The sequence below is a fragment of the Novosphingobium sp. fls2-241-R2A-195 genome, assembly GCF_030209485.1.
Lineage (GTDB): Bacteria > Pseudomonadota > Alphaproteobacteria > Sphingomonadales > Sphingomonadaceae > Novosphingobium > Novosphingobium resinovorum.
On record NZ_JARVRY010000024.1, the window covers coordinates 46,800 to 71,209 of the forward strand.

Sequence of the window (24,410 nt, forward strand, 5' to 3'; positions counted from 1 at the left end):
GAGAGGATCTGAACTTGCGCGGGACGATGATGACGAACCCGATGCTGTTGTCGCGGCTGATCGACCATGCCGCCGAGCATCACGGGGATACGCCCTTCGTAGCGCGCCGCATCGACGGCGTGATCGAGCGTTCGGACTGGGCGCGGATGCGCGACCGGGCAAAGCGGCTGGCCAATGCCATGACCGGCCATGGCTTCAAGGTGGACGACGTCGTCGGTTCGCTGGCGTGGAATACCTCGAACCACATAGAGCTGTTCTATGCCGCGCTCGGCATCGGGGCGGGGCTGCACACGCTCAATCCGCGCCTGACGGCCGAGGATCTGCGCTACATGATCGAGAAGGTCGGCGAGATCACGATCTTCATCGATGCCGACACCCTGCCGCTGGCCGAGCAGGTCGCGGCTATCACGCCGATGGTCACACGCTGGGTGTTCATGGACGAACCCGGCGCGCCGGTTCCGGCGAGCGCACTGCCCGGCTTCGTCACCAAGACCGATTTCATCGGCGACGCTTCGGCCGACTTCACATGGCCCAGCTTCGACGAGAACCAGGCCGCGACAATCTGCTTCACCTCGGGCACGACCGGGCGGCCCAAGGGCGTCGCCTATACGCACCGCTCGATCACGCTGGGGTCGATGAACATGTCGATGGCCGACATGTACGGCACCCACCGGCGCGGCTCGCTGGAATGCATGCTGCCGATCGCCGCGATCTTCCACGCCAATGGCTGGATGATGCCCTTCACCGCGCCGATGAACGGCCACAAGCTTGTCCTCAACGGCCGCGATTTCTCGCCCGAGGGCATCATCGAACTGATCGACGGGGAGGGCGTGACGATCACCGGCGCCGTGCCGACGATCTGGATGGACCTGTTCGACGCCGCCGACCGTCAGGGCTCGAAGCTGGAGACGGTGCGCACAGGCCTGCTTGCCGGTACTCGCCCGTCGCGCGCGCTGGCCGAGCGCTTCGAGAGCTTCGGCATCACCCTGTGCCAGTCTTGGGGCATGACCGAAGTGCCGGGCTGCTCGCGCAGCGCCCCGGCGGCGGGCTCCGACAATCTACCGGCTGACGAACAGCACGAACGCCACCTCGCCCGCCAGGGGCGCGTCGGTTTCCTGTCCGAGATGCGCATCGTCGATGACGAGGGCAAGCCGCTTCCGTTCGACGGCGAGCACGCGGGCCACCTGCTAGTGCGGGGGCCGATCGCCTCGGGCAGCTACGTGGGCCTCAGCGATGCGGAAGGCTTCGAATGGCTGGAGACGGGGGACATCGCGCGCATCTATCCCGACGGCTCGATGGAGATTGTCGACCGCGCCAAGGACGTCATCAAGTCCGGCGGCGAGTGGATCAGCACGCTGCAACTGGAATCGGCGGCGGCCAGTTTCGCTGGCGTTGCTGAGGCAGGCGTCATCAGCATCCCGCATCCGCGCTGGCAGGAACGACCGCTGATGCTGGTCACGCTGGCCGAGGGCGTCGAGGCGCTCGACGAGGCGGCGCTGCGCGAGCATATGCAAGACTTCGTCGCGAAGTGGTGGTTGCCCGATGCGATCCGGGTTATCGATGCGATGCCCCGGACCAGCACCGGCAAGCTCGACAAGATGGCGCTGCGGCGCCTCTATGCCCAACGGTCGGAGAACATCATCGCATGAGCGGCACGGTGCTTACGGTGGAAAGCGAAGGCGCGATCGAGATCGTCACGCTCAATCGCCCCGACCAGCTCAACGCGGTGTCGCCCGAACTGGCACAGGCGCTGCTCGACTACTTCAGCGGCCTGCCCGCACGGCTGGAGACGCGTGTGGTGATCCTGCGCGGTGCCGGACGCATGTTCTGCGCGGGTGCCGAACTGGGCTCCGACGCTTTCGCCAATGAAGGACCGGGGCGCAACCAGCGGCAACTGGCGATGCAGCGGCTCTATTCGGGGATCGTGCGCGCCATGCGGGCGTGCCCGCAGCCGGTCATCGCGCTGCTGCACGGTGCGGCCTGCGGTGCGGGGTTCTCGCTGGCATTGGCGGCCGACGTGCGCATCGCTGCGGAGGATGCGCGGCTCAATGCTGCCTATCTGCGCGTGGGGCTGGGCGGCTGCGACATGGGTTCGGGCTATCTGCTGCCGCGCCTTGTCGGGCTGTCGGTGGCCTCGGAACTGCTGATGACCGGCAACTTCATCGCCGCGCCGCGCGCGCTGGCGACCGGACTGGTCAGTTCGGTGGTCGCTGGCGAGGCGCTCATGGAAGCGGGCCTGGCAATGGCCCGCGATATGCTGCGCGCCTCGCCGATGGGGCTGCGCATGACGAAGGAGACCCTCAATCTCACCGTCGATGCACCGGGGCTCGACGCCGCGCTGACGCTGGAGGATCGCCAGCAATGCATGCTGATCGCGACCGCCGATCACGAAACGGCGGTGGAAGCCTTTAGGAACCGCGCCGCCCCGGAATATCGCGATCTTTAGGGCGCCATATTGAATCGTCATTGCGAGCGTAGCGAAGCAATCCAGGGCAGTTTCAAGCTGCTCTGGATTGCTTCGCTGCGCTCGCAATGACGAGATGGTCGTTCAATCCGATAGCATCGACCTCTAACGCTTGACACATTCCCCTCCTCAACCTTAAGTTTACCAAACGGTCAAATAAAGACTCGGCGCGGCATCTGATGCCGACGTCGGCGCCGGTTCCGATTGGAGAGGGTTGGGACATGAACATCACCGCTTCCGCGCGGGCTTTCGAAGGCAAGACGGCGTTCACCGAGGCCTGCGGCCTTGGCACCGGCCCGGTCCCGCTGGAGCCTTACCGATCGCCCGAGTTCTTCGAACGCGAACGCGCGCAAGTCTTCGAGCGGGCCTGGCTGCTGGTCGGCCGCGAGGAAGAAATCCCGGCCTACGGCGACTATTTCGCGACCGAACTGCTGCCGGGCGGCGTTTCCGCGATCCTCAACCGGGGCAAGGATGGACGCATCCGCGCGTTCTACAACACCTGTTCGCACCGCGGATCGCAAGTCCTCGACGGACCCACCGGCAATGCGCGGCGCATCGTCTGCCCCTACCACAACTGGACATATGCGGCCGATGGCGATCTGATCTCGATCCCGGATGAAGCCAGCTTCTTCGCGGTCGATAAGAAGCGCTGCGGGCTGACGCAGATGGCGACGGAAACCTGGGAGGGCTGGATCTTCGTCAACCTCCAGCGCCAGCCCGAAGTCGATCTGCGCACCTTCCTCGGCGATTTCGCCGACCGTCTGGCCGGCGTGCCTTACGTGGCGGCGGACAAGCCGATCGTGCTCAAGGCGGACCTCGATGCCAACTGGAAGGTCGTGCAGGATGCCTTCATCGAAAGCTACCACATCCCCGCGATCCACAAGAAGACGATCGCCCAGACCTTTTCGTCGAGCGAGAACCGCTTCGCTCGGCTGCTCGATGCGCGCACGTTCGGGCCGCACCGCACCGTCTCGATGTATGGCAACCCGACGATGCCGCTCGACGAGCGCAACAAGGTGGAGATGCTGGCCTATGCCTCTGGCGACACCGGCAGCCTGATCGCGGCGGGCACGAGTTCGCAGATGGCGCAGTTCCTCGATCACCCCGCCGTCAATCCGACGCGGGCGGGGTGCTGGTCTATGGACGTGAACAACCTGTTTCCGAACACTCAGATCGATTTCGGCCCCGGCGGCTTCTGGGTCCACCAGTTCTGGCCGCTGACGCCGACCACTTCGCGCTACGAAGTGCGCTTCTATGTCCCCGACGCGCTGAACGCGCGTCAGCGCCTGCAGCAGGAACTCTACGTCGCGCGGGTGATCGAGGTGGTGCTGGAAGACCTTGCCAACGTGGCGCGCACCCAGCGCGGCATCAACAGTTCCGGCAAGGACGAGATGCAGCTTCAGGACAGCGAGGTCGGCATCCGCCACTCGGTCGAGCAACTGCTCAAATGGGTCGAGGCGGAAACCGTCACCGAGGCGCTGGCGTGAGCGGTGCGGCGCGCTTGCCGCAGGCGTTCGCGGAACTCGAACCTTTCGTCGACAGCTGGGGGAGCCATACCATCGCCGGGCGGCTGGCCGCGCGCTGCGAGCGCTCGATGGACGAGATCAGGGTGTTCTACGAGGCCATGTGCGCGCGGGCGGAAGAGGCCATCGGCTACGTCGACCGGTTCGGGCTCGACGACCTGCCGGACGATGCGCGCAATCTCATGGCGCTGGTGCTTGGGCTGGCGCAGGCGCACGTCGCCATTGAAATCCACGGGCAACCCCGCGCGCCGGGAACGCCGTGGCCCAATTCGATAAGGATCGCCCGCGGCTTGCCGTTTCTCGGCTGATCGGGCGCAAGGGAAAGGACTGTCATGCGTTTCAAGGGCAAAGTCGCCATCGTCACCGGTGGAGCATCGGGCCTCGGCCGCGCGACCGCGCTGCGGCTGGCGTCGGAAGGCGCCGTAGTGGGCATCGCCGACATCAACGATGCAGCGGCGAAGACCGTTGCCGAGGAGATCGCCGACGCCGGCGGCACGGCGCGCGCGCTGCATCTCGATATCACCGTGGAAGACCATTTCCGCGCGGCAGTGGGCGCGATGGTCGATGGCTTCGGTCGGCTCGACATCATGCACAACAACGCGGCATTCACTTCGCCCGAGGCGATTTCGGGGGATACGGATATCCTGGAAATCCCCGACGTGCTGTGGGACCAGATTTTCGCAGGCACGGTGCGCGGGACGATGCAGGGGTGCCGCCACGCGATCCTCGCCATGCGCAAACAGGGCGGCGGGTCGATCGTCAACACCGCCTCGATGTACGGGGTGGATGCGTTCTACAAAATGCCCGCCTACTGCGTGTCCAAGGCGGCGGTGATCCAGTTGACCAAACAGGTGGCCACGGCCTTCGGCCGCGAGGGAATCCGCTGCAACGCGGTGGCGCCGTCGATGATCACGACGCCGCTGCTCGAAGCCTCGATCCCGCCAGCCTTCATCGCAATGAACGTCGATGCCACGCTTACCGGCTATCTCGGCACGCCTGACGATGTCGCGCAGGCCGTCGCCTGGCTGGCGTCGGACGAGGCGCGCTACATCACCGGGCAGGTGATCCGGGTGGACGGCGGCTCGACCGCGCACCTGCCGACTTACGCCGACGCCCGGCGGTTCTACGACGGCCTTGCAGCCGCCTGATCTCCCGAAACGAAGGAACAACGATGAAGCTGGCCCGGTTCGAAAACGGAGGCGTGCCGCGCCTCGGCGTGGTGGACGGCGATGGAATCGTCCCGCTCGATACTATCGGCATCGACCATCCCGACATGATCGCGTTGATCGAGGGCGGGCAGGGCGCTCTGGGTGAGATCGCCGCTGCGCTGGCATCGGGGCGCGGTGAGCGGCTGGCGCTGGCCGATGTGCATCTGCTGGCTCCGCTGCGCCCGCGCAAGTTCCTGGGTCTTGGCATGAACTACCGCCGTCATGCGGACGAGGCGCGTGCGCTGGGCATCACGGTGCCTGACGGGCAACTGTGGTTCAACAAGCAGACGACGTGCGTGAACGGGGCCTACGACGACGTGGTGCAGGGGCCGACCACCAAGCTCGATCACGAAGTCGAACTGGGCGTGGTGATCGGCCACGCGGCCAAGTCCGTCGCCGAGGGCGATGCGATGGCGCATGTCTTCGGCTACCTTGTGGTGAACGACGTGTCGGCGCGGGACTGGCAATTCCAGTCCCCGACGATCACCATGGGCAAGTCGTTCGATACGCACGGGCCGATCGGGCCATGGATCGTCACGGCGGACGAGATCGCCGATCCGGCCGCGCTCGGCATCCGCTGCATCGTCAACGGCGAGGTGCGCCAGTCCAGCAATACCGAGCAGTTCATCCACTCGATCGGGGCGCAGATCGCCCACCTTTCGGCCGCCTTCACGCTGGAGCCGGGCGATATTCTCGCCACCGGGACGCCCGAAGGCGTCGGCGCGGCGCAGCAGCCGCCGCGCTTCCTGTCGCCGGGGGACGTGGTGCGCTGCGAGATCGACGGGATCGGTGCCATCGAGAACAGGATCGTCGCCTGACCGTCAATTTTTGTCCAAAAACTGACCTAATGGTGGATTAATCTCGCTGCGGTTTTTGCAAAATCGCTTGACCTTGCTGCATATCCTGATGTGAGGGTGTCACGAAATGCACATCTTTGGTCAGGCGAACGGCCTGACGGAGCGATCGAATGGCCGAAACGAGCGATATTCCCGAAGATTCCGCGCCCGCCAAGCGCCGCCGTGCGAGCAGCGGCCGCATCGCGGTGCGGCTCGACGGGGCGGAAACGCACCCGGTCGCGATCGACCAGAAGGCGCCGCAGCGACAGCGCAAGCGCGCCAGCCGCCGGGGCGACGATGTGCGCGAGCGCATCCTGGCCGCCGCGCTGGAATGCTTCGGGGCGTTCGGCTTCGAAGGCACCTCCACCCGCGCCGTGGCGGACCGGGCGGACGTGACGCACACGCTGGTGCTCTATCACTTCCAGTCCAAGGAAGCCTTGTGGATCGCGACGATCGACAATGCGCTCAAGCGCTATTCGGCGGAAATGAAGGCGCATCTGGAAAAGGCGGGCGACAGCGCCGCGGCGGGACTGCGCACGTTCATCGAGCAGTTCATCCGTATGTCCGCCCGCCAGCCGCAGATCCACCGTATCCTGACCATGGAGAGCAACCAGGACACCTCGCGCCTGCAGTGGGTCATCGAGAACTACTTGCGCGAACACTTCGGCGCGATCCGCGAACTCATCCGCGCCGGGCAGGACCAGGGCATCGTGCGCCAGTGCGATCCGGCGCGGATGTACTACATGATAATCAGCGCCGGCGGCACGCCGTTCACGGTCTCGACCGAATACCGTGAACTGACGGGCCGCGACGTGTTTTCGGAGACCGAAATCCTGCGCAACATCGCATTCCTCTACGAACTCGTCTTCATCGACGCGCCGTAGGGCGCGATGATATTGGATTGAACCAACCTTCGTCATTGCGAGCGTAGCGAAGCAATCCAGGGCGGCGTAAAACTGCTCTGGATTGCTTCGCTACGCTCGCAATGACGATGCAATGTAATGTCGTCACGCCGTAGGGCGGCGGCTCGGCCTCAGCTCCATTCCGGCTCGCCGAGGTTCTCCCAGAGCTGGATCATGTTGCCGTCCTGGTCGTAGAACAGGAACGAGCGGCCCATCGATGCGCACTGCCACACGTAGTCCGTCTGCGTGCGGTAGCCGGCGGCCCTGACTTTCTCGAACCAGCCGTCGATGTCTGTCACCAGCAGGCCGAGTTCGTGAATGCCGGTATGGCCATAGCGCAAGTTCTCCTCGGGCGTCTTGGTGATCGCGGGGTTCAGGCATTCCTGTAGCTCGATGAAGGCGCCATCCTTCGAACTGAGCAGGGCCATGCGGGATCGCGCGCCCTTGATCTTGAAGATGTCGTCCAGCAGCGCCGGATACATGAAGGTGTTCGGTCCTGGCTCTGGTCCGTCGGGGATCACGGTTTCGACGCCCAGTTCGAAGCCCATGACGTCGCGCCAGAGGCGGATGGCGTCTTCCAGATTGGTCACCATCAGCGCCATGTGATGAAACTTCATGCCATTCTCTCCCGATCGGGCGGTCTGTGCGACACGCCTCCTTGTCATCCGCCTTGGGTTATGCTTTCCTGACCAAAAGATCAATATAAGACAGGCAAGGAAGAGGAGGATTCGATGGAGGATGCACAAGGGCTTGCCCGCCGGTTCGGCGAACTGCTGGCGCAGTTGCGGTTTCCGGAGGCGTTCGAACTGCTCGCCGACGACGGCGTCTACACCGTGATCGGCACGACGCCCGCGTCGGGCGTCTATCACGGACCGAAGGACCTGATCGCGCGGCTGGTGCCGCTGCTGTCGGACTTCGTCGAGCCGCCGGTCGTCCGCTTCGAGGAGCCGATCGTGCAGGGCGACCGCGCCGTGCTGCTGGGCAGCGGGCGCGGCGTGGGGCCGACCGGGCCTTACGATCAACCCTACTATGCCTTCGTGATGCGCGCGGCAGGCGGGCGCCTCGTCGAAGTGATCGAGTTCATGGACACGATGATGCTCCAGTCGGCGGTCTTCGGCGAGCAAGCGGCGCACTGACGCCTTCTCCAGACACAAGGACAACAACCATGACACAGCAATCCAGTGAGGCCGCCACGGAGACTGCGGCGATCATCCCGCCCGTCCGGCTTGCCCATTTCGTGCTGCGCACATCGCGCTTTCGCGAGGTGATTGACTGGTACAAGACCGTGCTCGGCGCCGAGGCTGCTTTCGAGAACGAAATCCTTGCATTCCTCTCCTATGACGAGGAGCACCACCGCGTCGCCGTTCTGAACATGCCGGATCTGGAGGAGCAGAAAGACGGCGTGGCGGGCTTCCACCATGCGGCGTTCACCTACGACAGCCTCGGCGACCTCATGGCGACGTACAAGCGACTGCGCGATGTCGGCATAACGCCGGTTTTCCCGATCAATCACGGGCCGACGACTTCGATGTACTATCAGGATCCCGACGGAAATCAGATCGAACTGCAGGTCGACAACTACGACAATATCGAGGACGCGACGGCGTTCTTCTATTCCCCCGCGTTTGCCGAGAACCCGATCGGCGTGGAGTTCGATCCCGAAGATCTGCTGCGCCGCGTCGAGGCGGGCGAGGATCAGGCCGTGCTCAAGCGGCGGCCGGATATCGGCCAGCGCGGGCTCGAAGCGGTGAAGCTGCGGTGACGGAGGCGGCAATGACGAAGCTCACCATCGAAGATCGGCTCGACCTTGCGGAACTGGCCCTGCGCGGTTTCTGGCTCATCGACCATGGCCGTGCGGGCGAGGCGGCGGCGCTGTTCGCCGAGGATGCGAACCTGACCTTCGGGCCCGGCGCGCCTCGGCCCGGCACGATCAGCGGCGCTGCGATTGCGGCGGCGATGGCGGCCCGGCAAGCCGAGGCGCACGTTACCTCGCGCCATGTCCTGTCCAACACGCTGATTTCGGCGCTGGGCGACGGGCGGGCGGAAGTGCGTTCGCTGCTGACGCTGTTCCGCTCGCCCGACGCGGACCTTTCGCCGGTGGTGCGTTCGGTGGCCGACGTGATCGACGTGTGCGTGCAGGAAGGCGGCGTCTGGAAGATCGCGGATCGCAGCATCCTCCCGGTTTTCCAGCCGGGGTGACCGGGCCACCGTTCCCATAACGACAAGGCGGAGAGGGTATTTGTCTCGTATCAAGATGTTCGGCGCGATTCCGCGCAAACCCGGCGTGACGGCGCAGTGGTTTCACGACCACTACCGGCACCCTCACGGAACGATGGGCCGCACGATATCGACCATGCGCGCCTACACCCAGAGCCATCAGGTTCACTCGGACCTGCTGGACGCGCGGCAGACGCATTTCGAGGCGACGGCGGAAGTGTGGTTCGACTGCGTACAGGATGCCATCGATTTTCCCGGCGAGCCTAATTACGTCGAACTGCTGATCCCCGACGAACCGCTGTTCGTCGACATGGACAAGCTGCGGTTCGTCTTCGCCGAAGAGGAAGTGCTGCAGTCGGGGGCTGACTGGAACGAGGAGGGCGTCGAAACGGGCGACAGACTGTTCCGGCTGGATCGCCGTCCGATCAGCATCAAGCTGCTGCAATACGTCATCAGCGAGGGTACGACCGCCTGGGACGATGAGGAAGACCTTGCGCTAGGCCGGCGGATCGGGGCGCTGCGCCATGTCCGGTGCCGCCCTTCACCTGCCCTGCATCCCGAAGGCGCGTTCTGCGTCGGTATCCGCGAACTCTACTGGCCGACGCAGACGGCGATGGAGGAGGGCGTCGCGCGCGATCCGCAGGCCTGGGAGACACTGCTGCGCCGTCCGGCGGAGTCGATCGCCTACCTCGCCAGCGCCGAGCGCTTCATGTGACGAAGGGCGGGGTCGGCGTGCCGACCCCGCCTCTGCTCAGCCGCGCAAGGTCGGCGCGAGGTGCTTTTCGGCCCATGCGCGAAAGTCGATCGGCGAGCCGACCAGCGCCGTCAGCGCGCCGGTGTCGTTCTCCGCGGGTTTCGTGGCCAGCCAGGTATAGAGGTCCACGCCCTGCGGCCAGTGCTCCTCGATCGCGGCCATCGGGACTTCGACGGCAACCGCCGGCTTGTCGGTAAGTTCACCGACGATCGCAGCCATCTGTGCGGTGCTGCCGACGTCGGCGACGAGATCGACCTCGCGCCCGCGCCAATTGTCTGGCGACGCAAGCACCGCCGCCGCCGCGCGCCCGATGTCTTCGGCGCAGATCAGCGCGAGTTGCACGTCGGTCGGCAAGGCCATTGCGATCGTAAGCGTGCCGTCGTTCTGCGTGATCGGGAAGTAGTTCAGGAAGTTGTCCATGAACCATGCCGGGCGCAGGATCGTGGCATCGAGGCGGAGTTCGGCGATCCGTTCTTCCACCGCACGCTTGGAGCCGACCGAAAGCACGCCCCGGCTGCCCGCCGCCTGTGCGGATTGATAGATGAAGTGCCCGGTGCCCACTTCGCGCACCGTTTCCGCCACCATGATCCCCTGAACGGCCTGCCCGATGTCCCAGCGGTCCTGCAGGGACGCACCGGATAGATAGACCGCGTCGGCCGCTTCGATGGCCCGGCGCAGGGCCGAGCGGTCTTCCATGTCGGCGGTCACGGTTTCGGCGCCGAGCGCCCGCGCAGCCTTTGCCTTGTCGCCCGTTTCATCGCGGGTGACGGCGCGGACCGTCCAGCCGTCCCGCAGCAGCGCGCGGACCACGCCGCCTCCTGCCGTTCCGGTTCCCCCGAAGACCGTTATCGTACGCGATGCCATGCCTGCTCTCCCATCTGGCTGAGTTTGCGAAGGACTATGGCCGCGGTGCTTGGTCAGTGCAATTAAATTGACCATATGAATTCATAATCAGGCTGCGATTCATGCGGAAATTCCATTCCTTCGCGATAAATCTCGTTTTTCGGACGTTTTAATTGACATAACGGTCAAATGTGGGAGTTTTGCTCCGGGCGTCCCCCCAGCGACGGAGGACCACGCCGATAGGAGAGGACATGACCGACAGCAGGCAGATCGCGCGCGCGTTCTTCGACAAGTTGTGCAGTGGCGATTTCATGGGCGGTTTCGAATCGCTGGCCGAAGATGCGACCTGGACGATCATCGGCGACACGCCCCTGTCCAAGCATTTCACCAGGGATCGCCTGCTGACGGAGATGATCCCGATGCTCTCCACCTTCCGCGAACCCGCACGCATGGCGGTGAGCGAGATCATCGCCGAGGGAGACCGCGCCGTCGTGATCGCCAGCGTCGAGGGTGTCGGACCTTACGGTCCATACCGGCAGGACCCCTATTGCTTCATCCTGCGCACCCGCGACGGCCGCATCAGCGAAATCGTCGAGTATCTCGATACGGTTGCCGTGGAGACGGCCCTCGTCGGTCGCAAGCTGGTGGATGCGCGATGAGCGGGGCGAGCGTGATTGCACTTCCCGAAACGGCGGACATGGTGGTGATCGGCTCGGGCGCAGCGGGCATGACGGCAGCTACCGTCGGCGCGCTGAACGGGCTGGACGTGGTGCTCCTTGAAGCGGCCGATGTCTTCGGCGGGACCACCGCCTTTTCCGGCGGAGGCGTGTGGATTCCTGCGAACCACCACCAGCCGGCGCTCGGTATCGCGGACGATCGGGCCTCGGCACGCACGTATCTCGAGGCGGTGCTGGGCAACTTCTTCAACGCCGCCAAGATCGATACGTATCTCGACAAGTCGGGCGAGATGCTGGCCTTCATGGAACGCCGGACCACGGTACGGCTGACGCCCAGCGACATTCCCGATTACGCCCCTTCTGCGGCAGGCTGGAATCAGGGGCGCTGCCTGCTCACGGCTGATTTCGACGGCAATGCGCTGGGCACGGATTTCGAGCGCGTGCGTCCGCCGATCCGCGAGATGGGGTTGTTCAAATCGATGCAGGTCAGCCCCGCGCAGGCGGTGGCGATGCAGGGGTGGAACCGGTCGCTTTCGGCCTTTCGCCTGACTGCCTCGCGCATGGCGGGCTACGCTTTCGACCGGCTGCGGGGACGGCGCGGAAGGCACATGGCCAACGGCAATGCGCTGGCGGGGCGCCTGTTCAAGTCCGCGCGCGATGCGGGGGTGCACCTGATCGAGAAAGCCCGCGCCTGCGATCTCGTGTTCGACGGCGGCCGGGTGACCGGCGTGGTGTTCGAGCATGGCGGCGCGCGGCATACGGTCAAGACGCGGCAAGGCGTCGTCCTTGCATCCGGCGGCTTCGGGCAGGACGAGGCGATGCGGCAGAAGTGGTTGCACCAGTCGGCGGCCGGCTGGTCGCTCCAGCCCGAAGGCAGCCGGGGCGACGGCATCCGCATGGCCGAGAAGCTGGGCGGGCGGCTGAACCCGGACAATGCGGCGAACGGCATCTGGGTGCCGGCCTCACGCTATCAGCGCGAAGACGGCAGCGTCGGCCTTTTCCCCTCGCTGTTCTTCGATCGCCACTGCCCGGGGCAGATCATGGTCGATGCACGCGACGGCAAGCGTTTCGTCGATGAGAGTTTTCACTACCAGAACTTCGGCGAAGTCTCGCTGGAGAAGGGCGTGACGCGCATCTGGCAGATCGCCGATGCCGAGGCGGTGGCGCGCTATGGCCTGGGTGCGATCAAGCCCGCGCCGTTCCGCCCGGACAAGTGGGTCGCCTCCGGCTACGCCCGCAAGGCGGCGAGCATTTCCGAACTCGCGCGCGAGCTGGGGCTCGATCCGCTGGCGCTGTCGGATACCGTGGAACGCTTCAACCGGCATGCGGCGGACGGCCGGGATCCCGACTTCGGACGCGGCACCAATGCCTATGACACGTACATGGGCGATGCGGGACATGGACCCAACCCGTCTCTGCGGCCTCTGACCAAGGCGCCGTACTACGCGATCGAGGTGCGGCCCAGCGATCTGGGCTCGGTACAGGGCCTCGATACCGACGAGTATGCGCGCGTGCTTGGCGCCGATGGAGCGCCGATCGCGGGACTCTATGCGGCGGGTCTGGACAACAACTCGATCATGCGCGGCAAGTACCCCGGCGGCGGGGCCAGCCTGGGGCCGGCGATGACGTTCGGCTATATCGCGGCGCTCGACATTGCCGCCCGTGCCGCAGGCAAAGGACGCGACCATGTTTGACCTCACCGGAAAATCGATCGTCATCACCGGCGCGGCTTCGGGCATCGGCGCCGCCACGGCGCAGCGTTTGCGCCGGGCAGGCGCGCAAGTGCTGATCGGGGACATCACCGATTGCGCAGAAAGCGCGGCGCAGTGGGGCTGCACGTTCCGCCATACCGACGTATCGGACGCGGACCAGTTCGCCGCCCTGCTGGACGAGGCGATGGAGCGCCACGGCAGGCTCGACGTGCTGGTCAACAACGCCGCCTCGGCCGGTGTGCATGACATGGCTGAAGCCGATGCGGAGCGCGCCGCGCGCTATTACCGGATCAATGCGCTCAGCGTGCTCGTCGGCATGCGCGAGGCGGCGCGGCGGATGGAGCGGGGCGGCGCGATCGTCAACGTCGCCTCGCTGTCCGGCGCGCGGGGGACGCCGGGTTGGGGTGAATACGGGATGAGCAAGGCGGCGATCATCTCCGCCACGCAGACCGCCGCGCTGGAGTTCGGGCCGCTGGGCATCCGGGTCAACGCGGTCAGCCCCGGCGGCGTCGCCACGCCGCTGTCGATCGCCATCAACGGCGACGCGCTCAGCCGGGCGCTGGAAGTGCTGGCGCCGCTGGGCCGCGAAGGGCAGCCAGAGGACATCGCCGCCGCCGTCCATTTTCTCGCCAGCGACGATGCCGGCTATGTCACCGGGCAGAACTGGTTCGTCGATGGCGGCTGGAGCGTCGGCACCACGGTGCAGACGCTCGGCCGGATACTGGCTTGAGGTCATGACTTCTTATTGAATCGTCATTGCGAGCGCAGCGAAGCAATCCAGGGCCGTTCTGAGCCGCTCTAGATTGCTTCGCTACGCTCGCAATGACGAAGGGTGGTTTACCCCAATGTCATCGGGCTCTACGCCTCCAGCAGCGTTTCGATCGGGCGGACCTTGTCGGGCGCGGATTCGAAGCCCGAGCCAATGAACCACGCACGCTGGCGCTCGATCGGCATGGCGCTCGCGTCGATCACCACCCTGCGGGCCTGATCCGCGAGATCGGGGCCGAGGGTCTCGATGAGCGCGCATGTGCTGTCCATCAGGGCGCTGCGGGCGGCTTCGATCTCGTGGTTTTCCCGTGACGGATCGGCAAGCGCCGCTTCCAGTGCCTCCCGCGGAGCCGACAGGGCCTGACTGGACGTAAGCGCGCCCAGCTTTCCGGCGAGGTCCAGCGCATCGCTCGACAGCGCGCGGATGAAACGGCGCGTCATCGGCAACTGGCTGCGTAGCACGCCGAGCGTGGCGAGCGACAAGTGCAACTGCTCCTGTGCCACCTTCTCGTCCGCCCGGATCGCGGGGCCGACGGCTTCGCGCAGCGCCTTGATGACGACCTGCAACTGGAGATCGGAATCGGGGACCATCAGAGCACCTCCTTCAGCGTGCCGCGCAATTGTTCCATGATCGGGTAGCTGATCATCGCCAGCCACGAGACAACGATGTCCTGATGCGTCTTGGCGCCCTTCGCCACGCGGTACCCGGTGCCGAGGCAGATCGAGACCGACAGGTAGCTGCACAGCACCCGGTAATAGGCCAGCCGCGCCGGATCGACCGTCAGGCCCGACGCCTTCTCGTAGGCGGCGATGTAGTCGTCGTAAGGCAGCATGCCGTTGATGAGCTGGGCGGTGCCTTCCTCGTTCGAATGGCTGTAGGGGTCCATCATCGACCATGCGAGGTCCTGATGGCGGTCGCCCAGCAGCGCCAGTTCCCAGTCGAGCCAGGCGGTGATCCGCGCGTCGTGCTCGGTGAACAGGAAGTTGCCGGCGCGGCAGTCGCCATGGACCAGCGAGACGTGGTCGATCGGCGGCGCATTGGCGATGAGCCAGTCGTAGGCGACCGTCATCAGCGGTTCGTCGTGGGCGCGGTCTTCCTCCCACACCCGCCGCCACCAGTTGACGAGGCGGATGACGCTGGCGTTGGAGCCGACCTCCACGCCGTCGAAGCTGGGCAGGCGGGGCGAGAGTTCCGCGCCCATGCGGTGAAAGCGCGCCATGTGCTCGATGAACTGCGCGGTGATCGGCGCGCGCAGCTTAGGGCCATAGTTGAGGCCGATCCCGGTCACCTGCTGCGAGGGCAGATCGGAAGGCTTGGTCACGCCTTGCGCGAAGCCGTAGATCAGCGCGGGGTGCGGCAGGTGTTCGCCATCCGGATCGACCCAGAAGCAGGGCGGCACCGGCACCACCCCGTCGAGCGCCTGCAGCAGCTCGAACTCGCGCTTGCGGCTGGTCTCGACCACGGACTCGTTGGGTTCCATGCGCAGGACCATCGGCGCCTTGCGACGCGCCGAACCGTCCTGCCATTCGAGTTCGAAGGCGACCTGGATCTTCGAGGCGCCGCCGGTCAGCCAGCGTGCGTCGGAGATCGTGAAATCGTCGCCCACGTTGGCGCGGATGAGGCTGGCGGTGCCTTCGATCAGGCTGTCCAGCGAGTGGGCGGCGTAGACCTCGCCGCTCGCCCGCAGGCGCATCTTGCGCGACAGGGTGCGGTCGATCTCGGCCTCGACCGGAAACCGGTCCCGGATGGCGTCGAGGAAATGGTCCTCGGGGCGCTGGCGTATGTCGAGAGTGCCGTGCATTGGTTCAGCCACTTCCTTCCCAGTCGTTTCTTGTATCCTGGCGGGGTCAGGTCATCTCGATGACGACCTTGCCCATGTCCTGCGCCGCGCGCAGGTGTTCATAAGCCTCTGCCGTCTCGTCAAACGTGAAGCTGCGGTCGATCAGCGGTTCGATCCGGTGCGCTTCCAGTGCGCGGCCGAGGTCTTCGAAATGGCGGCGCGAACCGACCATGACGCCGCGCACCAGCGCCCCGCCGACGAGGATCGCCAGCGGGTCGATCGTACCGGGGGCGATGACGCCGACCATGGCGATCTCCCCTCCGCGCCGCAGTGCCGACAGCGACTGCGGCATCGTGCCCGGCCCGGCGCTGTCGACGATCTTGTCGATCCCGCGTCCGCCCGTGAAGGCGCGGGCGGCGGCGCCCCATTCGGGCGTCGCGGCGTAGTTGACGACATGGTCCGCGCCCATCGCCGTGGCCCGTTCCAGCTTGGCGTCGCTGGACGAGGTGATGACGACGCGCGCCCCGGCGGCCTTGGCCAGTTGCAGCGTCCAGATCGCGACACCGCCGGTGCCAAGCGCCATCACCGTAGAGCCGGGCGTGATCGGCTCGCGGCCGTAGAGCGCGTTCCAGGTGGTGACGGCGGCGCAAGGCAGCGTGGCCGCCTGCGCGAAGTCCATGTGGGCGGGGATCGCCACCAGGCCGGCCTCATCGACCACGACATATTCGGCGAGCACGCCGTCGATCGCACCGCCCAGCGCGGAAGCACCGTCGGCGTCGGTCATGTCGCCGCCGATCCAACTCTGCATGAAGATCGGGCAGACCCGGTCCCCCACCGCGAAGCGCGAGCAGCCTTCACCCAGTTCGACGACCTCGCCCGCACCATCGGAAAGCGGCACGATCGCGTCGGGCGCGCCGCCCGGATAGTGTCCGTCGATCATCAGCAGATCGCGGAAATTGAGCGAGAAGGCACGCATGCGCAGCAGCACCTGCCCGCGACCGGGGCGCGGCATGGCCACGCGCTCCTGCCGCAGTCCGGCGATGCCCTGTCCCGGCGTGATGACGTAGCGTCGGTTTTCGGTCATCGCCGAATCTCTCCCTATGCGACAGTGTAGTCGAAGATGGTTTCCTCGTCCGCGAGGAAAGCGCTGATGCGCGGGGCGTCGATGAACTGTTCCTCGTCCGCCTGCAGCACGCCGCTGGCCTCGATCCCCTCGGGCGAGGAGAGCGCGGCCTGCATGGCTTCCTCGCTTTCCCACCATACTTCGGTGAGGCCGTCGGGCGGGCGCTTCCAGCCGCGCCCTTGCGCAAAGGCGTCGATCTCGGGCGAGACGCGCTTGTGGCTCTGGACATAGCGCACGAAGCCCATAGCCTTCGCATTGGCACGCACCAGCGCACCGTGTTCCACCAGCCAGCGGCGGGCGAACTGCTCGTCCGTCATTTCCGGCTTCTTCCAGACTTCGACGACCATCTTTATCATGTCAGCCTCCCTCAGATGGCGTAGCCGCCGTCGACGATCATCGGCGATCCGGTCATGAACGAGGACATGTCGGACAGCAGGAACATCGCGGCGTTGGCTATCTCGTCCATCTCGCCGAAGCGGCCGATGACGTGGCGCTGGCGCAGCCCTTCGAGCGCCTCGGAGAACACCGGGTCCTGCATCAGCCGGTCCTTGGCCATCGGCGTCATGATGAGGCCGGGGCACAGCGCGTTCACCCGGATGCCGAGCGGCCCGCCGTCGCAGGCGACCGCCTTGGTCAGACCGACGACGCCGTGCTTGGCCGCGACATAGTCCGAGGCGTTGATCTGCCCGCGAATGCCCGAGGAGGATGCGGTGTTGACGATGGCCCCGCCGCCGCTGTCCTTCATCACCCGGAACTGGTGCTTGAGGCAGTAGAACACGCCGACCAGATCGACGCCCAGCACCGCCGCGATATCCTCTGCGGTCAGTTCGTGGACCGGCTTGTTGCGCATTTCGATCCCGGCGTTGTTCATCGCCCCGTCGAGCCGGCCGTAAAGCGAAACCGCCTTGTCCACGGCGGCGGCGACGCTGGCTTCGTCGGTCACGTTGCAGGGCTGGAACGCGGCCTCGCCGCCCGCGTTGCGGATGCCTTCGACGACCTCGGCGCCCGCTTCGGCGCTGAGGTCGGTGACAAGCACGCGCGCGCCGTTCGCCGCGAAGACTTCGGCGCAGCGGCGGCCTATGCCCGATGCCGCGCCGGTGATGAGGATGGCCTTGCCGTTCAGCATCCGTATTCTCCCTTGGCGGCCGTGCCGCTCTGCAAAGTCATGGGTCGCGCCCTCATCCCGGGAACAGCCCGCCGTCGACGATCAGTTCCGCGCCGGTGACGTAGGATGCGTCGTCCGAGCACAGGAACAGCGAACTACGGGCGATCTCGTCCGGGTTGCCGATGCGCTTCATCGGGATCGAGGTGCGGATCATCTCGCGCTCCTCGGGCAGCATCGTCGCGAGTTGCGGCGTGTCGATCATGCCGGGGTAGATCGAATTCACCCGCACGCCGCGGCCTGCATATTCCTGCGCGGCGGCCTTGCTCATGCCCCGGATCGCCGCCTTGGCGCCGTGGAACGAGAAGCACGTCACGGTCGACATCATCGCCAGTACCGAGGAGATGTTGACGACCGCGCCGTTGCCGCTCGCCCGCAAGTGCGGCATCGCCGCGCGCATGCCCAGGAATGTGCCGGTCTGGTCGATCGAGACGATGTGGTTCCAGCCCTCCAGCGTCTCGTCCTCCACTCCGAACATGTGGTTGAGGCCCGCGTTGTTGACCAGCGTGGTCAGTCCCCCATAAGCGGCAAGCGCCGCGTCGACGGCGGTCTGCCAGGAGCTTTCGCTGGCGACGTCATGCTCGATGGCGATGGCCGCGCCGCCGGATTCGACGATCTGCGCCACCACGGAGCGGGCGGCGTCGAGGCGGATGTCGGTAGCGACGACTTGCGCACCTTCGCTGGCGAACAGGCGGGCGTGCGCCGCGCCGATTCCGCTGCCTGCGCCGGTTATGAGCGCGATTTTTCCGGAAAGTCGGCCGGTGGGCATCGTCTTGTCCTTCATCCCTTGGTGCAGTCAGTCGCTGCGCTTTCCATAAACAGACCAGACGGTCAGCCAATGTCAAGCATTCAATCGCGACTTCGGGATCATGCGCTCGGTTTCAGCGCGATTATTGCTAAAATCATAGCCTGACCCGGCTTGACGTCCATTTGCGCATTGCGCACAAGTTGACCATATGGTTCAATTTCGTTACTCGCGGTTGGGCAAGGCATAAGAGGGGAGATGGAATGACGCAGATCGAAGTGCCGGTGCTGATCGCCGGAGGCGGGCCGGTCGGCATGACGCTGGCCCTGAACCTTGCCCGCTACGGCATTCGCTCCCTGCTGCTGGAGCGGAACCCGGCGACCACGCGCCATCCCAAGATGGACCTGACCAATGGCCGCAGCATGGAGCTGTTCCACCGGCTCGGTCTGGACGAGGCGCTGCGCGACGCGGGCGTGCCGCGTGCGAACGGCTTCGACATCCTGTGGATCACCTCGATGGTCGGGCATGACCTGTACCGGTTTCCCTACCCCTCCGCCGATGAGAAGACCCGCATCATCCGCGAGGAGAACGACGGCAGCCACGGCGCGCAGGCGCCCTTGCGCGTCAGCCAGATCCAGATCGAGCCGGTGCTGAAACGGGCGATCGACGCCAATCCGCTGATCGACGTGCGCTTCGGCACCCGCTTCGAGCGGATCGTCGAGAATGGCGCCGATGGCGTCACCGCCGAGATCGTCGATTCGCAGAGCGGCGAAACTAGCACCGTGAAGTGCCGCTTCCTTGCGGGCTGCGACGGCGGGGGCAGCCGCGTGCGCCGGGGTCTCGGCATTGCGCTGGAGGGCGAGGAGAACGTCGCCGGGGCCTACATGGTCCACTTCCGCACCGACGACCGCGAACTGCTGCAGCGCTGGGGGCCGATCTATCACCTGCAGTCCGGGCTCGGCACGATCATCGCCCAGAACGACCACGACATCTACACGCTGCAGGCATGGCTGCTGCCCGGCATGAACCCGGACGAGATGACCGCCGAGGGCGTGCTCGAAGCCTGGGTCGGCAAGGCGTTCGATTACGAGATACTGCAGGCCAATCCGTGGCATGCGCATTTCGTGGTCGCCGAGAAGTACCGGGACGCCAGCACGCTGCTGGCGGGCGACAGCGCGCACCAGTTCATCCCGACCGGCGGCTACGGCATGAATTCGGGGATCGCCGACGCCGCCGCGCTGTCGTGGGTGCTGGCCGCGAACCTGCAGGGCTGGGGCGGCGACGGGCTGCTCGATGCCTACGATGCGGAGCGGCGGCCGACCGCGTGGTGGCATCTCGAAGCCTCGCGCCGGCACATGGGCGTGCGCCAGCAGATCACGATGATCTACATGGAGGCGGGCGACCTCGAGGGTGAAGGCCCCGAAGCCGACGCCCGCCGCGCCGATGTCGCCGCGAAGATCGCCGCGCTCGGCAATGCCGAGAACGAGAGCTGGGGCGTGGAATACGGCTATCGCTACGACCAGTCGCCGGTCGTGGCGGGCGAGGGGGAGGCTCCGGCGATCGACCCGCTGACTTATGTGCCGAGCACCTGGCCCGGCGCACGCCTGCCGCATGTGTTCCTTGAGGACGGGACGGCGCTGTTCGACCGGCTCGGGCTATTCTTCACGCTCGTCGTGCTCGGCGATGCGGACACCGCGCCGCTGGAGGCTGCGGCGAAGACGCAGGGCGTTCCGCTCGACGTGCTGCGGCTCGATCGCCCGGACCTTCGCGCGATCTACGAACGCGGCCTGATCCTGGTGCGGCCCGACCAGCACGTCGCCTGGCGCGGCGATGCCTTGCCGGACGACTGCGCGGGATTGCTGCGGCGCGTCTGCGGTCGCTAGAGCATTTTCTAATCAGGTGGGATCACCTGATGACTCGGAAAATGCGGCAAACCAAAAACCAGGGGCGGTTGATCCGGTGCAGCCGGATCAACCGCCCCAAAGCCGGGTACAACGACAAGAGGAGAGGACAATTGACCGTCGAAAAGAGTCCCGAGGACTACTGGCAGGCCAACGATCACCCGCGCTGGAACCAGAGCGTCTACTTCAACTTTTACGATCCGGCGCAGCGCATCGGCTGCTTCATCCGCGTCGGCATCCTCGAGAATCTGGGCGAGACGAACAGCTGGTTCGTGTTCTTCCGGGACGGCAAGCCGCTGTTCAACCGCACCAACATGAACTTGCCCTACACCGCCACCCGGCTGGGGCAGGGAGACGGGCTGGAAGTCGCCGGGATGCGGCTGCGCTCGGTCGAGCCGCTGTCGAAGGCGCACATCACTTTCGATGAACGGGACTTCAAGGTCGATCTGACCTGGGACGCGATCCTGCCGATGCAGGATGCGATCCACCTCAGCGATGCCGGGGCGGAGGACGCCTTCGCCAAGGAGATCGCCCATATCCACATGGAGGGCACTTGCCGCGTCACCGGCACGATCACGCTGGCAGACGGCGAGACGATCGCGATCGACGGCAAGGGCTTCCGCGATATCGCCGTGGGCCCGCGCAACTGGGACTTCCTGCGCCATTACCGCCTTGCCTGGCCGATCTTCGATAACGGTCTGTCGATCGTCTCGACACACGGCATCTCCACCAACGGCGACGACGCCTACATCAAGATGGTGGGCAAGGGCGGCAAGTGGATCGGCGTGACCGCGATCGAGGACCGCAACATCTACGAAGCCGACGGCATGACGCTGAAGGGCATGGACTGGCGCGTCACCGATGCGGACGGAGATGTTCACGCCTTCACCGCGCGGCGGCTCTACTGCTGGACCTTCCCGCTCGATACGTTCGCGCTGACCGAGCACATGATGGAATATACCCTTGCCGACGGCACCAAGGGGTACGGCCTCGGCGAATGCGGCTTCCGCTTCCCCTGGGCGGGTAACGGAGAAGACTGATGGCATTCGATCCCGCAGCACTCGCCCGGCCGGCAATGGCCATCGACCCCGTGCATGATGGTCGGCACACCCTGCCTGACCTGCCGTTGATGCGCGAATCCATCCCCTATTGCGTCGTTCTGCCCGAGCACGAGATCGCCTTGTTTACTTATACCTGGGTGGACAAGGACGGCATGGCGGGCGCGGCGATGGGTATCTGGGGCAGGGGCCTCGGCCGTGCGCCCATCGCGGTGCGCCTGCCCGATCGCAAGGTGCCCGATACCATGGGCTTCGACGACTGGCGGATCGACGACTTCACCATGCGCCAGGACCTCAGCTTCAACCGTGCGGACGTATCGTGGCGCAGCGAGGAGGCGGAGATCGCCTTTACGTACGAGGCGTTCCATCCGCCTTATGCCTACTCGACGCACAAGGACGGCTGCCCCTCCTACGCCGCCGACGACCGCATCGAGCAGAGCGGCCGCGTCTCCGGCACGTTGCGCATCGGTGATCGGACGATCGACTTCACCGGCAGCGGTCACCGCGACCACAGCTGGGGGCGGCGTGACTGGGATGCGCTGCATTATTACCGCTGGTTCCAGGGCCAGTCGGGCGATGCCTTTTCGGTGCACTTCTGGGAGTTCTACGCCCTCGGCCGCCGTCAGGTGCGCGGCTACGTCTACAAGGACGCGGTCATGGCCGAGATCGCGACGCTCGATGTAGACTGGCAGGGCGACAGCCGCCTCGACCAGACCGCGTTCCAGTGCGACATCATCGACGAACTGGGCCGCGCCACGCGGGTGGAGGGCGATGTCTTTGGGGTCTTCCCGCTTCCAGCCGCGCCGAACTTCGTGCTGAACGAAGGCGCGGCGCGCCTGACCATCGACGGCAATCCCGGCGGCGGCTGGATGGAGATGGGCTGGCCGATCTCCTACCTCGAACATGTGCGTGAAGCAGGAGTTTACTGAGCCTCCTCCCGTCATTGCGAGCGAAGCGAAGCAACCCAGGGCAGCTCAAGACTGCCCTGGGTTGCTTCGCTACGCTCGCAATGACGAAGGGGAGCGATCAGGCCGGAAGGTACGCGCCCAGCGCGTTCATCACCACGCCGGTGTCGAAGTATTCGCGGTAGAACACCAGCGTATCGCCCCGATATTCGTGCACGCCGACATAGCGCTGGTCGTAGACCGCGCCGCCCGGCTCGCCGTAGCCGCGATACTCCACCAGCACGCGGTTCGGATCGGCGAGCGGGGTCACCTCCACCGAATTGAACTTCACGTCGAAGACTTCGGCGGCCGTGCGGAACATGCCCAGCGCATCCTCGCCATGCAGCTCGGTGGGCAGGCGCACCGTCCCCGCGAACGGCAACTCCATGTGCAGGTCGGGCGAGATCATCGCCCAGAAGGCATCCATGTCGTGCCCGAACAGCGCCATCAGCTTCTGCGCATTGGCGACGTTGCGGTCGCTCAGGGCCTTGTCGAATTCGCTCATCGGTATCGTCTCCCGTTCAGGCAAGTGCTTCGGCCACGGTCCCGGCCTCGATCCATTTGTGCAGGTTGTGCAGCGAGTGGCGGATCATCACTTCGCCGTCCTGCAGCGGCATCGTATCCTTCGCGCCCGAGGCGATGCCTTCCTGCGTGCGCTCGGTATTGCCGACGTCTTCGAGCAGGATCTCGCCCAGCCGCGCGATGTAGTGCTCCTGCTGCAGGCGGCTCCACACGTCGGGCGCATCGGGGATGTAGAAGCGGGCCTCCCAGCGCGTCTCGTCCTGGCTGACCGGCCAGAAGTGATGCGTCCAGAACCCGCCGGGCGAGACGTCGATCTGGAAATTCGGAAACAGCCAGGTCACGTCCACCGCCCAGCTCGCCGACTTGGTCGGGTTGATCGCCGGATGCCGCCGGAACACTTCGGTATCGTCGAGGCTGGCGGCCGAGAGCACATTGCCGGTGGCGATGTTGCTGTAGAACAGGCGCTCCACCTGCGATCCGGGCGGCGGCGCATATTCGGGGTTGCCGTAAGTCGATACCGAGCGGTGCGGCCCCCATGTCTGCGCGCTGATCGGCCGGGCGAAGGGGTTCTCGTTGCTGGCGAACGTGGCGCCGATCGTCTCGGGATGGATCGCCGGGATGTGGTAGGTCTCGGCGAAGGCGTCGGCGATCACCTTCCAGTTCGCCTTCAGGCGGGACTCGAACAGGATCGAGCGGTCGGCATTGGGGTAGGGGATGCCCCGGTAGATTTCCCCGAATGCGCCGAGGAACTCGGCCAGCGGCACTTCCGGCTCGCGCTGGAGGTTGATGAAGATCCACCCTTCCCAGATGTCGCAGGCCACGGGGGTGAGGCCGCAGGACTTGCGGTCGAAATCGAAGAAGTTCTTCTGGTCCGGCACGCCGACAAGCTCGCCGTCGTTGCGGTAGGTCCAGTTGTGATAGCGGCACATGAAGCGCGAGGCATTGCCCTTGCGCTCCAGCACGACCTTGTTGGAGCGGTGCGAGCAGACATTGTGGAAGGCGCGGATGCGCCCCTCCTTCGTGCGGGTGACGAGCACTTCGGCGCGCGCGAATTCGAGCGTCTGGACGAGGTAGTCGCCGGGCGCGGCGATCCGCTCCTCGCGGCCGAGGCACAGCCATGCGCGCTTGAACACCTGCCGCACTTCGGCATCGAACCAGTCCTGCGAGCGGTAGGGTTCGAGGCTGACCGGCGCGGTGTCCAGCCCGGCCAGCGCGGTCAGGTTGGTGCGGTCCGCGCGGAAATCGGCGACCTGATCGTTCATGGTTCCTC

General features: G+C 65.7%; 27 protein-coding genes. 17 read left to right on the plus strand and 10 right to left on the minus strand.

Going from position 1 to position 24,410, the window contains the following annotated elements; genetic code table 11:
* Positions 1-14 precede the first annotated feature (14 nt).
* From QRN25_RS18030 to QRN25_RS18060, 7 genes are all read left to right on the plus strand, one after another.
* Positions 15-1,649 carry an AMP-binding protein gene (locus QRN25_RS18030; protein ID WP_285020584.1) on the plus strand — a complete coding sequence of 545 codons (1,635 nt, stop codon included), beginning with the start codon at positions 15-17 and terminating at the stop codon, positions 1,647-1,649.
* The gene (locus tag QRN25_RS18035) at positions 1,646-2,446 is read left to right on the plus strand and encodes an enoyl-CoA hydratase/isomerase family protein (protein WP_285020586.1); all 801 of its coding nucleotides are present in this window, start codon (positions 1,646-1,648) and stop codon (positions 2,444-2,446) included. Before QRN25_RS18030 ends, QRN25_RS18035 begins: the two co-directional genes overlap by 4 nt.
* Positions 2,447-2,685: 239 nt before the next feature.
* The gene (locus QRN25_RS18040) at positions 2,686-3,951 is read left to right on the plus strand and encodes an aromatic ring-hydroxylating oxygenase subunit alpha (protein WP_285020587.1); all 1,266 of its coding nucleotides are present in this window, start codon (positions 2,686-2,688) and stop codon (positions 3,949-3,951) included.
* Positions 3,948-4,295, plus strand: coding sequence for a hypothetical protein (locus tag QRN25_RS18045; RefSeq protein WP_285020588.1), 348 nt, complete (start codon positions 3,948-3,950; stop codon positions 4,293-4,295). The genes QRN25_RS18040 and QRN25_RS18045 overlap by 4 nt, the downstream gene beginning before the upstream one ends.
* Positions 4,296-4,319: 24 nt before the next feature.
* Positions 4,320-5,135 (plus strand): SDR family NAD(P)-dependent oxidoreductase, encoded by an 816-nt coding sequence (locus tag QRN25_RS18050; protein ID WP_285020589.1) that lies wholly within the window; start codon positions 4,320-4,322, stop codon positions 5,133-5,135.
* Positions 5,136-5,158: 23 nt separating this feature from the next.
* Positions 5,159-6,013, plus strand: a complete 855-nt coding sequence (locus QRN25_RS18055) for a fumarylacetoacetate hydrolase family protein (protein ID WP_285020591.1) — start codon at positions 5,159-5,161, stop codon at positions 6,011-6,013.
* A gap of 149 nt (positions 6,014-6,162) precedes the next feature.
* Positions 6,163-6,915 carry a TetR/AcrR family transcriptional regulator gene (locus tag QRN25_RS18060; RefSeq protein ID WP_051587163.1) on the plus strand — a complete coding sequence of 251 codons (753 nt, stop codon included), beginning with the start codon at positions 6,163-6,165 and terminating at the stop codon, positions 6,913-6,915.
* Positions 6,916-7,064: 149 nt separating this feature from the next.
* On the opposite strand, the gene QRN25_RS18065 is transcribed toward QRN25_RS18060, so the two are convergent.
* Positions 7,065-7,550 carry a VOC family protein gene (locus QRN25_RS18065; protein ID WP_271181531.1) on the minus strand — a complete coding sequence of 162 codons (486 nt, stop codon included), beginning with the start codon at positions 7,548-7,550 and terminating at the stop codon, positions 7,065-7,067.
* 114 nt (positions 7,551-7,664) lie between these two features.
* On the opposite strand from QRN25_RS18065, the gene QRN25_RS18070 reads away from it, so the two are divergent.
* The 4 genes from QRN25_RS18070 to QRN25_RS18085 are packed head-to-tail and all read left to right on the plus strand — an operon-like array spanning position 7,665 to position 9,865.
* Positions 7,665-8,069 carry a nuclear transport factor 2 family protein gene (locus tag QRN25_RS18070; protein WP_285020592.1) on the plus strand — a complete coding sequence of 135 codons (405 nt, stop codon included), beginning with the start codon at positions 7,665-7,667 and terminating at the stop codon, positions 8,067-8,069.
* A gap of 29 nt (positions 8,070-8,098) precedes the next feature.
* Positions 8,099-8,695, plus strand: a complete 597-nt coding sequence (locus QRN25_RS18075; RefSeq protein ID WP_285020593.1) for a VOC family protein — start codon at positions 8,099-8,101, stop codon at positions 8,693-8,695.
* Between the two features lie 11 nt (positions 8,696-8,706).
* A complete protein-coding gene (locus QRN25_RS18080; RefSeq protein ID WP_285020594.1) occupies positions 8,707-9,132 on the plus strand; it encodes a nuclear transport factor 2 family protein in 426 nt (141 codons plus the stop codon).
* Between the two features lie 40 nt (positions 9,133-9,172).
* Positions 9,173-9,865, plus strand: coding sequence for an EthD domain-containing protein (locus QRN25_RS18085; RefSeq protein ID WP_285020595.1), 693 nt, complete (start codon positions 9,173-9,175; stop codon positions 9,863-9,865).
* 36 nt (positions 9,866-9,901) lie between these two features.
* Here the strand turns inward: QRN25_RS18085 and QRN25_RS18090 are convergent, their stop codons facing one another.
* A complete protein-coding gene (locus QRN25_RS18090) occupies positions 9,902-10,768 on the minus strand; it encodes an NmrA family NAD(P)-binding protein (RefSeq protein WP_285020596.1) in 867 nt (288 codons plus the stop codon).
* A 230-nt stretch (positions 10,769-10,998) separates the two neighbouring features.
* On the opposite strand from QRN25_RS18090, the gene QRN25_RS18095 reads away from it, so the two are divergent.
* Genes QRN25_RS18095 through QRN25_RS18105 form a run of 3 tightly spaced genes read left to right on the plus strand, consistent with a single transcriptional unit; the run spans position 10,999 to position 13,866 of the window.
* On the plus strand, positions 10,999-11,406 hold the full coding sequence (locus QRN25_RS18095; protein ID WP_271181525.1) for a nuclear transport factor 2 family protein: 408 nt from the start codon (positions 10,999-11,001) through the stop codon (positions 11,404-11,406).
* Positions 11,407-11,417: 11 nt separating this feature from the next.
* The gene (locus QRN25_RS18100) at positions 11,418-13,118 is read left to right on the plus strand and encodes an FAD-dependent oxidoreductase (protein WP_285020597.1); all 1,701 of its coding nucleotides are present in this window, start codon (positions 11,418-11,420) and stop codon (positions 13,116-13,118) included.
* On the plus strand, positions 13,111-13,866 hold the full coding sequence (locus tag QRN25_RS18105; protein WP_285020598.1) for an SDR family NAD(P)-dependent oxidoreductase: 756 nt from the start codon (positions 13,111-13,113) through the stop codon (positions 13,864-13,866). The genes QRN25_RS18100 and QRN25_RS18105 overlap by 8 nt, the downstream gene beginning before the upstream one ends.
* Before the next feature lie 128 nt (positions 13,867-13,994).
* On the opposite strand, the gene QRN25_RS18110 is transcribed toward QRN25_RS18105, so the two are convergent.
* The 6 genes from QRN25_RS18110 to QRN25_RS18135 are packed head-to-tail and all read right to left on the minus strand — an operon-like array spanning position 13,995 to position 18,739.
* The gene (locus QRN25_RS18110; RefSeq protein WP_271181522.1) at positions 13,995-14,495 is read right to left on the minus strand and encodes a hypothetical protein; all 501 of its coding nucleotides are present in this window, start codon (positions 14,493-14,495) and stop codon (positions 13,995-13,997) included.
* The gene (locus tag QRN25_RS18115; protein ID WP_285020599.1) at positions 14,495-15,706 is read right to left on the minus strand and encodes a phosphotransferase family protein; all 1,212 of its coding nucleotides are present in this window, start codon (positions 15,704-15,706) and stop codon (positions 14,495-14,497) included. Before QRN25_RS18115 ends, QRN25_RS18110 begins: the two co-directional genes overlap by 1 nt.
* A 46-nt stretch (positions 15,707-15,752) precedes the next feature.
* The gene (locus tag QRN25_RS18120) at positions 15,753-16,769 is read right to left on the minus strand and encodes a zinc-dependent alcohol dehydrogenase family protein (protein WP_285020600.1); all 1,017 of its coding nucleotides are present in this window, start codon (positions 16,767-16,769) and stop codon (positions 15,753-15,755) included.
* A gap of 14 nt (positions 16,770-16,783) precedes the next feature.
* Positions 16,784-17,164 carry an EthD domain-containing protein gene (locus QRN25_RS18125; protein WP_051587159.1) on the minus strand — a complete coding sequence of 127 codons (381 nt, stop codon included), beginning with the start codon at positions 17,162-17,164 and terminating at the stop codon, positions 16,784-16,786.
* A gap of 11 nt (positions 17,165-17,175) precedes the next feature.
* Complete coding sequence (locus tag QRN25_RS18130; protein WP_036529635.1) at positions 17,176-17,934, minus strand: SDR family NAD(P)-dependent oxidoreductase; 759 nt, start codon at positions 17,932-17,934, stop codon at positions 17,176-17,178.
* A gap of 52 nt (positions 17,935-17,986) precedes the next feature.
* Complete coding sequence (locus QRN25_RS18135; RefSeq protein ID WP_285020601.1) at positions 17,987-18,739, minus strand: SDR family NAD(P)-dependent oxidoreductase; 753 nt, start codon at positions 18,737-18,739, stop codon at positions 17,987-17,989.
* A 239-nt stretch (positions 18,740-18,978) separates the two neighbouring features.
* Between QRN25_RS18135 and QRN25_RS18140 the strand changes: the two genes are divergently transcribed.
* The 3 genes from QRN25_RS18140 (at position 18,979) to QRN25_RS18150 (ending at position 22,603) form a co-directional block, all read left to right on the plus strand.
* Positions 18,979-20,598, plus strand: coding sequence for an FAD-dependent monooxygenase (locus QRN25_RS18140; RefSeq protein ID WP_285020602.1), 1,620 nt, complete (start codon positions 18,979-18,981; stop codon positions 20,596-20,598).
* A gap of 131 nt (positions 20,599-20,729) precedes the next feature.
* Entirely contained in the window at positions 20,730-21,656 is a 927-nt protein-coding gene (locus tag QRN25_RS18145; RefSeq protein WP_285020603.1) for a DUF7064 domain-containing protein, read from the plus strand.
* Positions 21,656-22,603: a DUF7064 domain-containing protein gene (locus QRN25_RS18150; RefSeq protein ID WP_285020604.1), complete on the plus strand. Its 948-nt coding sequence runs from the start codon at positions 21,656-21,658 to the stop codon at positions 22,601-22,603. The genes QRN25_RS18145 and QRN25_RS18150 overlap by 1 nt, the downstream gene beginning before the upstream one ends.
* A 97-nt stretch (positions 22,604-22,700) precedes the next feature.
* On the opposite strand, the gene QRN25_RS18155 is transcribed toward QRN25_RS18150, so the two are convergent.
* Together QRN25_RS18155 and QRN25_RS18160 are read right to left on the minus strand one after the other, a co-directional pair.
* A complete protein-coding gene (locus QRN25_RS18155; RefSeq protein ID WP_285020606.1) occupies positions 22,701-23,123 on the minus strand; it encodes a nuclear transport factor 2 family protein in 423 nt (140 codons plus the stop codon).
* A gap of 16 nt (positions 23,124-23,139) precedes the next feature.
* A complete protein-coding gene (locus QRN25_RS18160; protein WP_285020607.1) occupies positions 23,140-24,402 on the minus strand; it encodes an aromatic ring-hydroxylating oxygenase subunit alpha in 1,263 nt (420 codons plus the stop codon).
* Between the last annotated feature and the right edge of the window lie 8 nt (positions 24,403-24,410).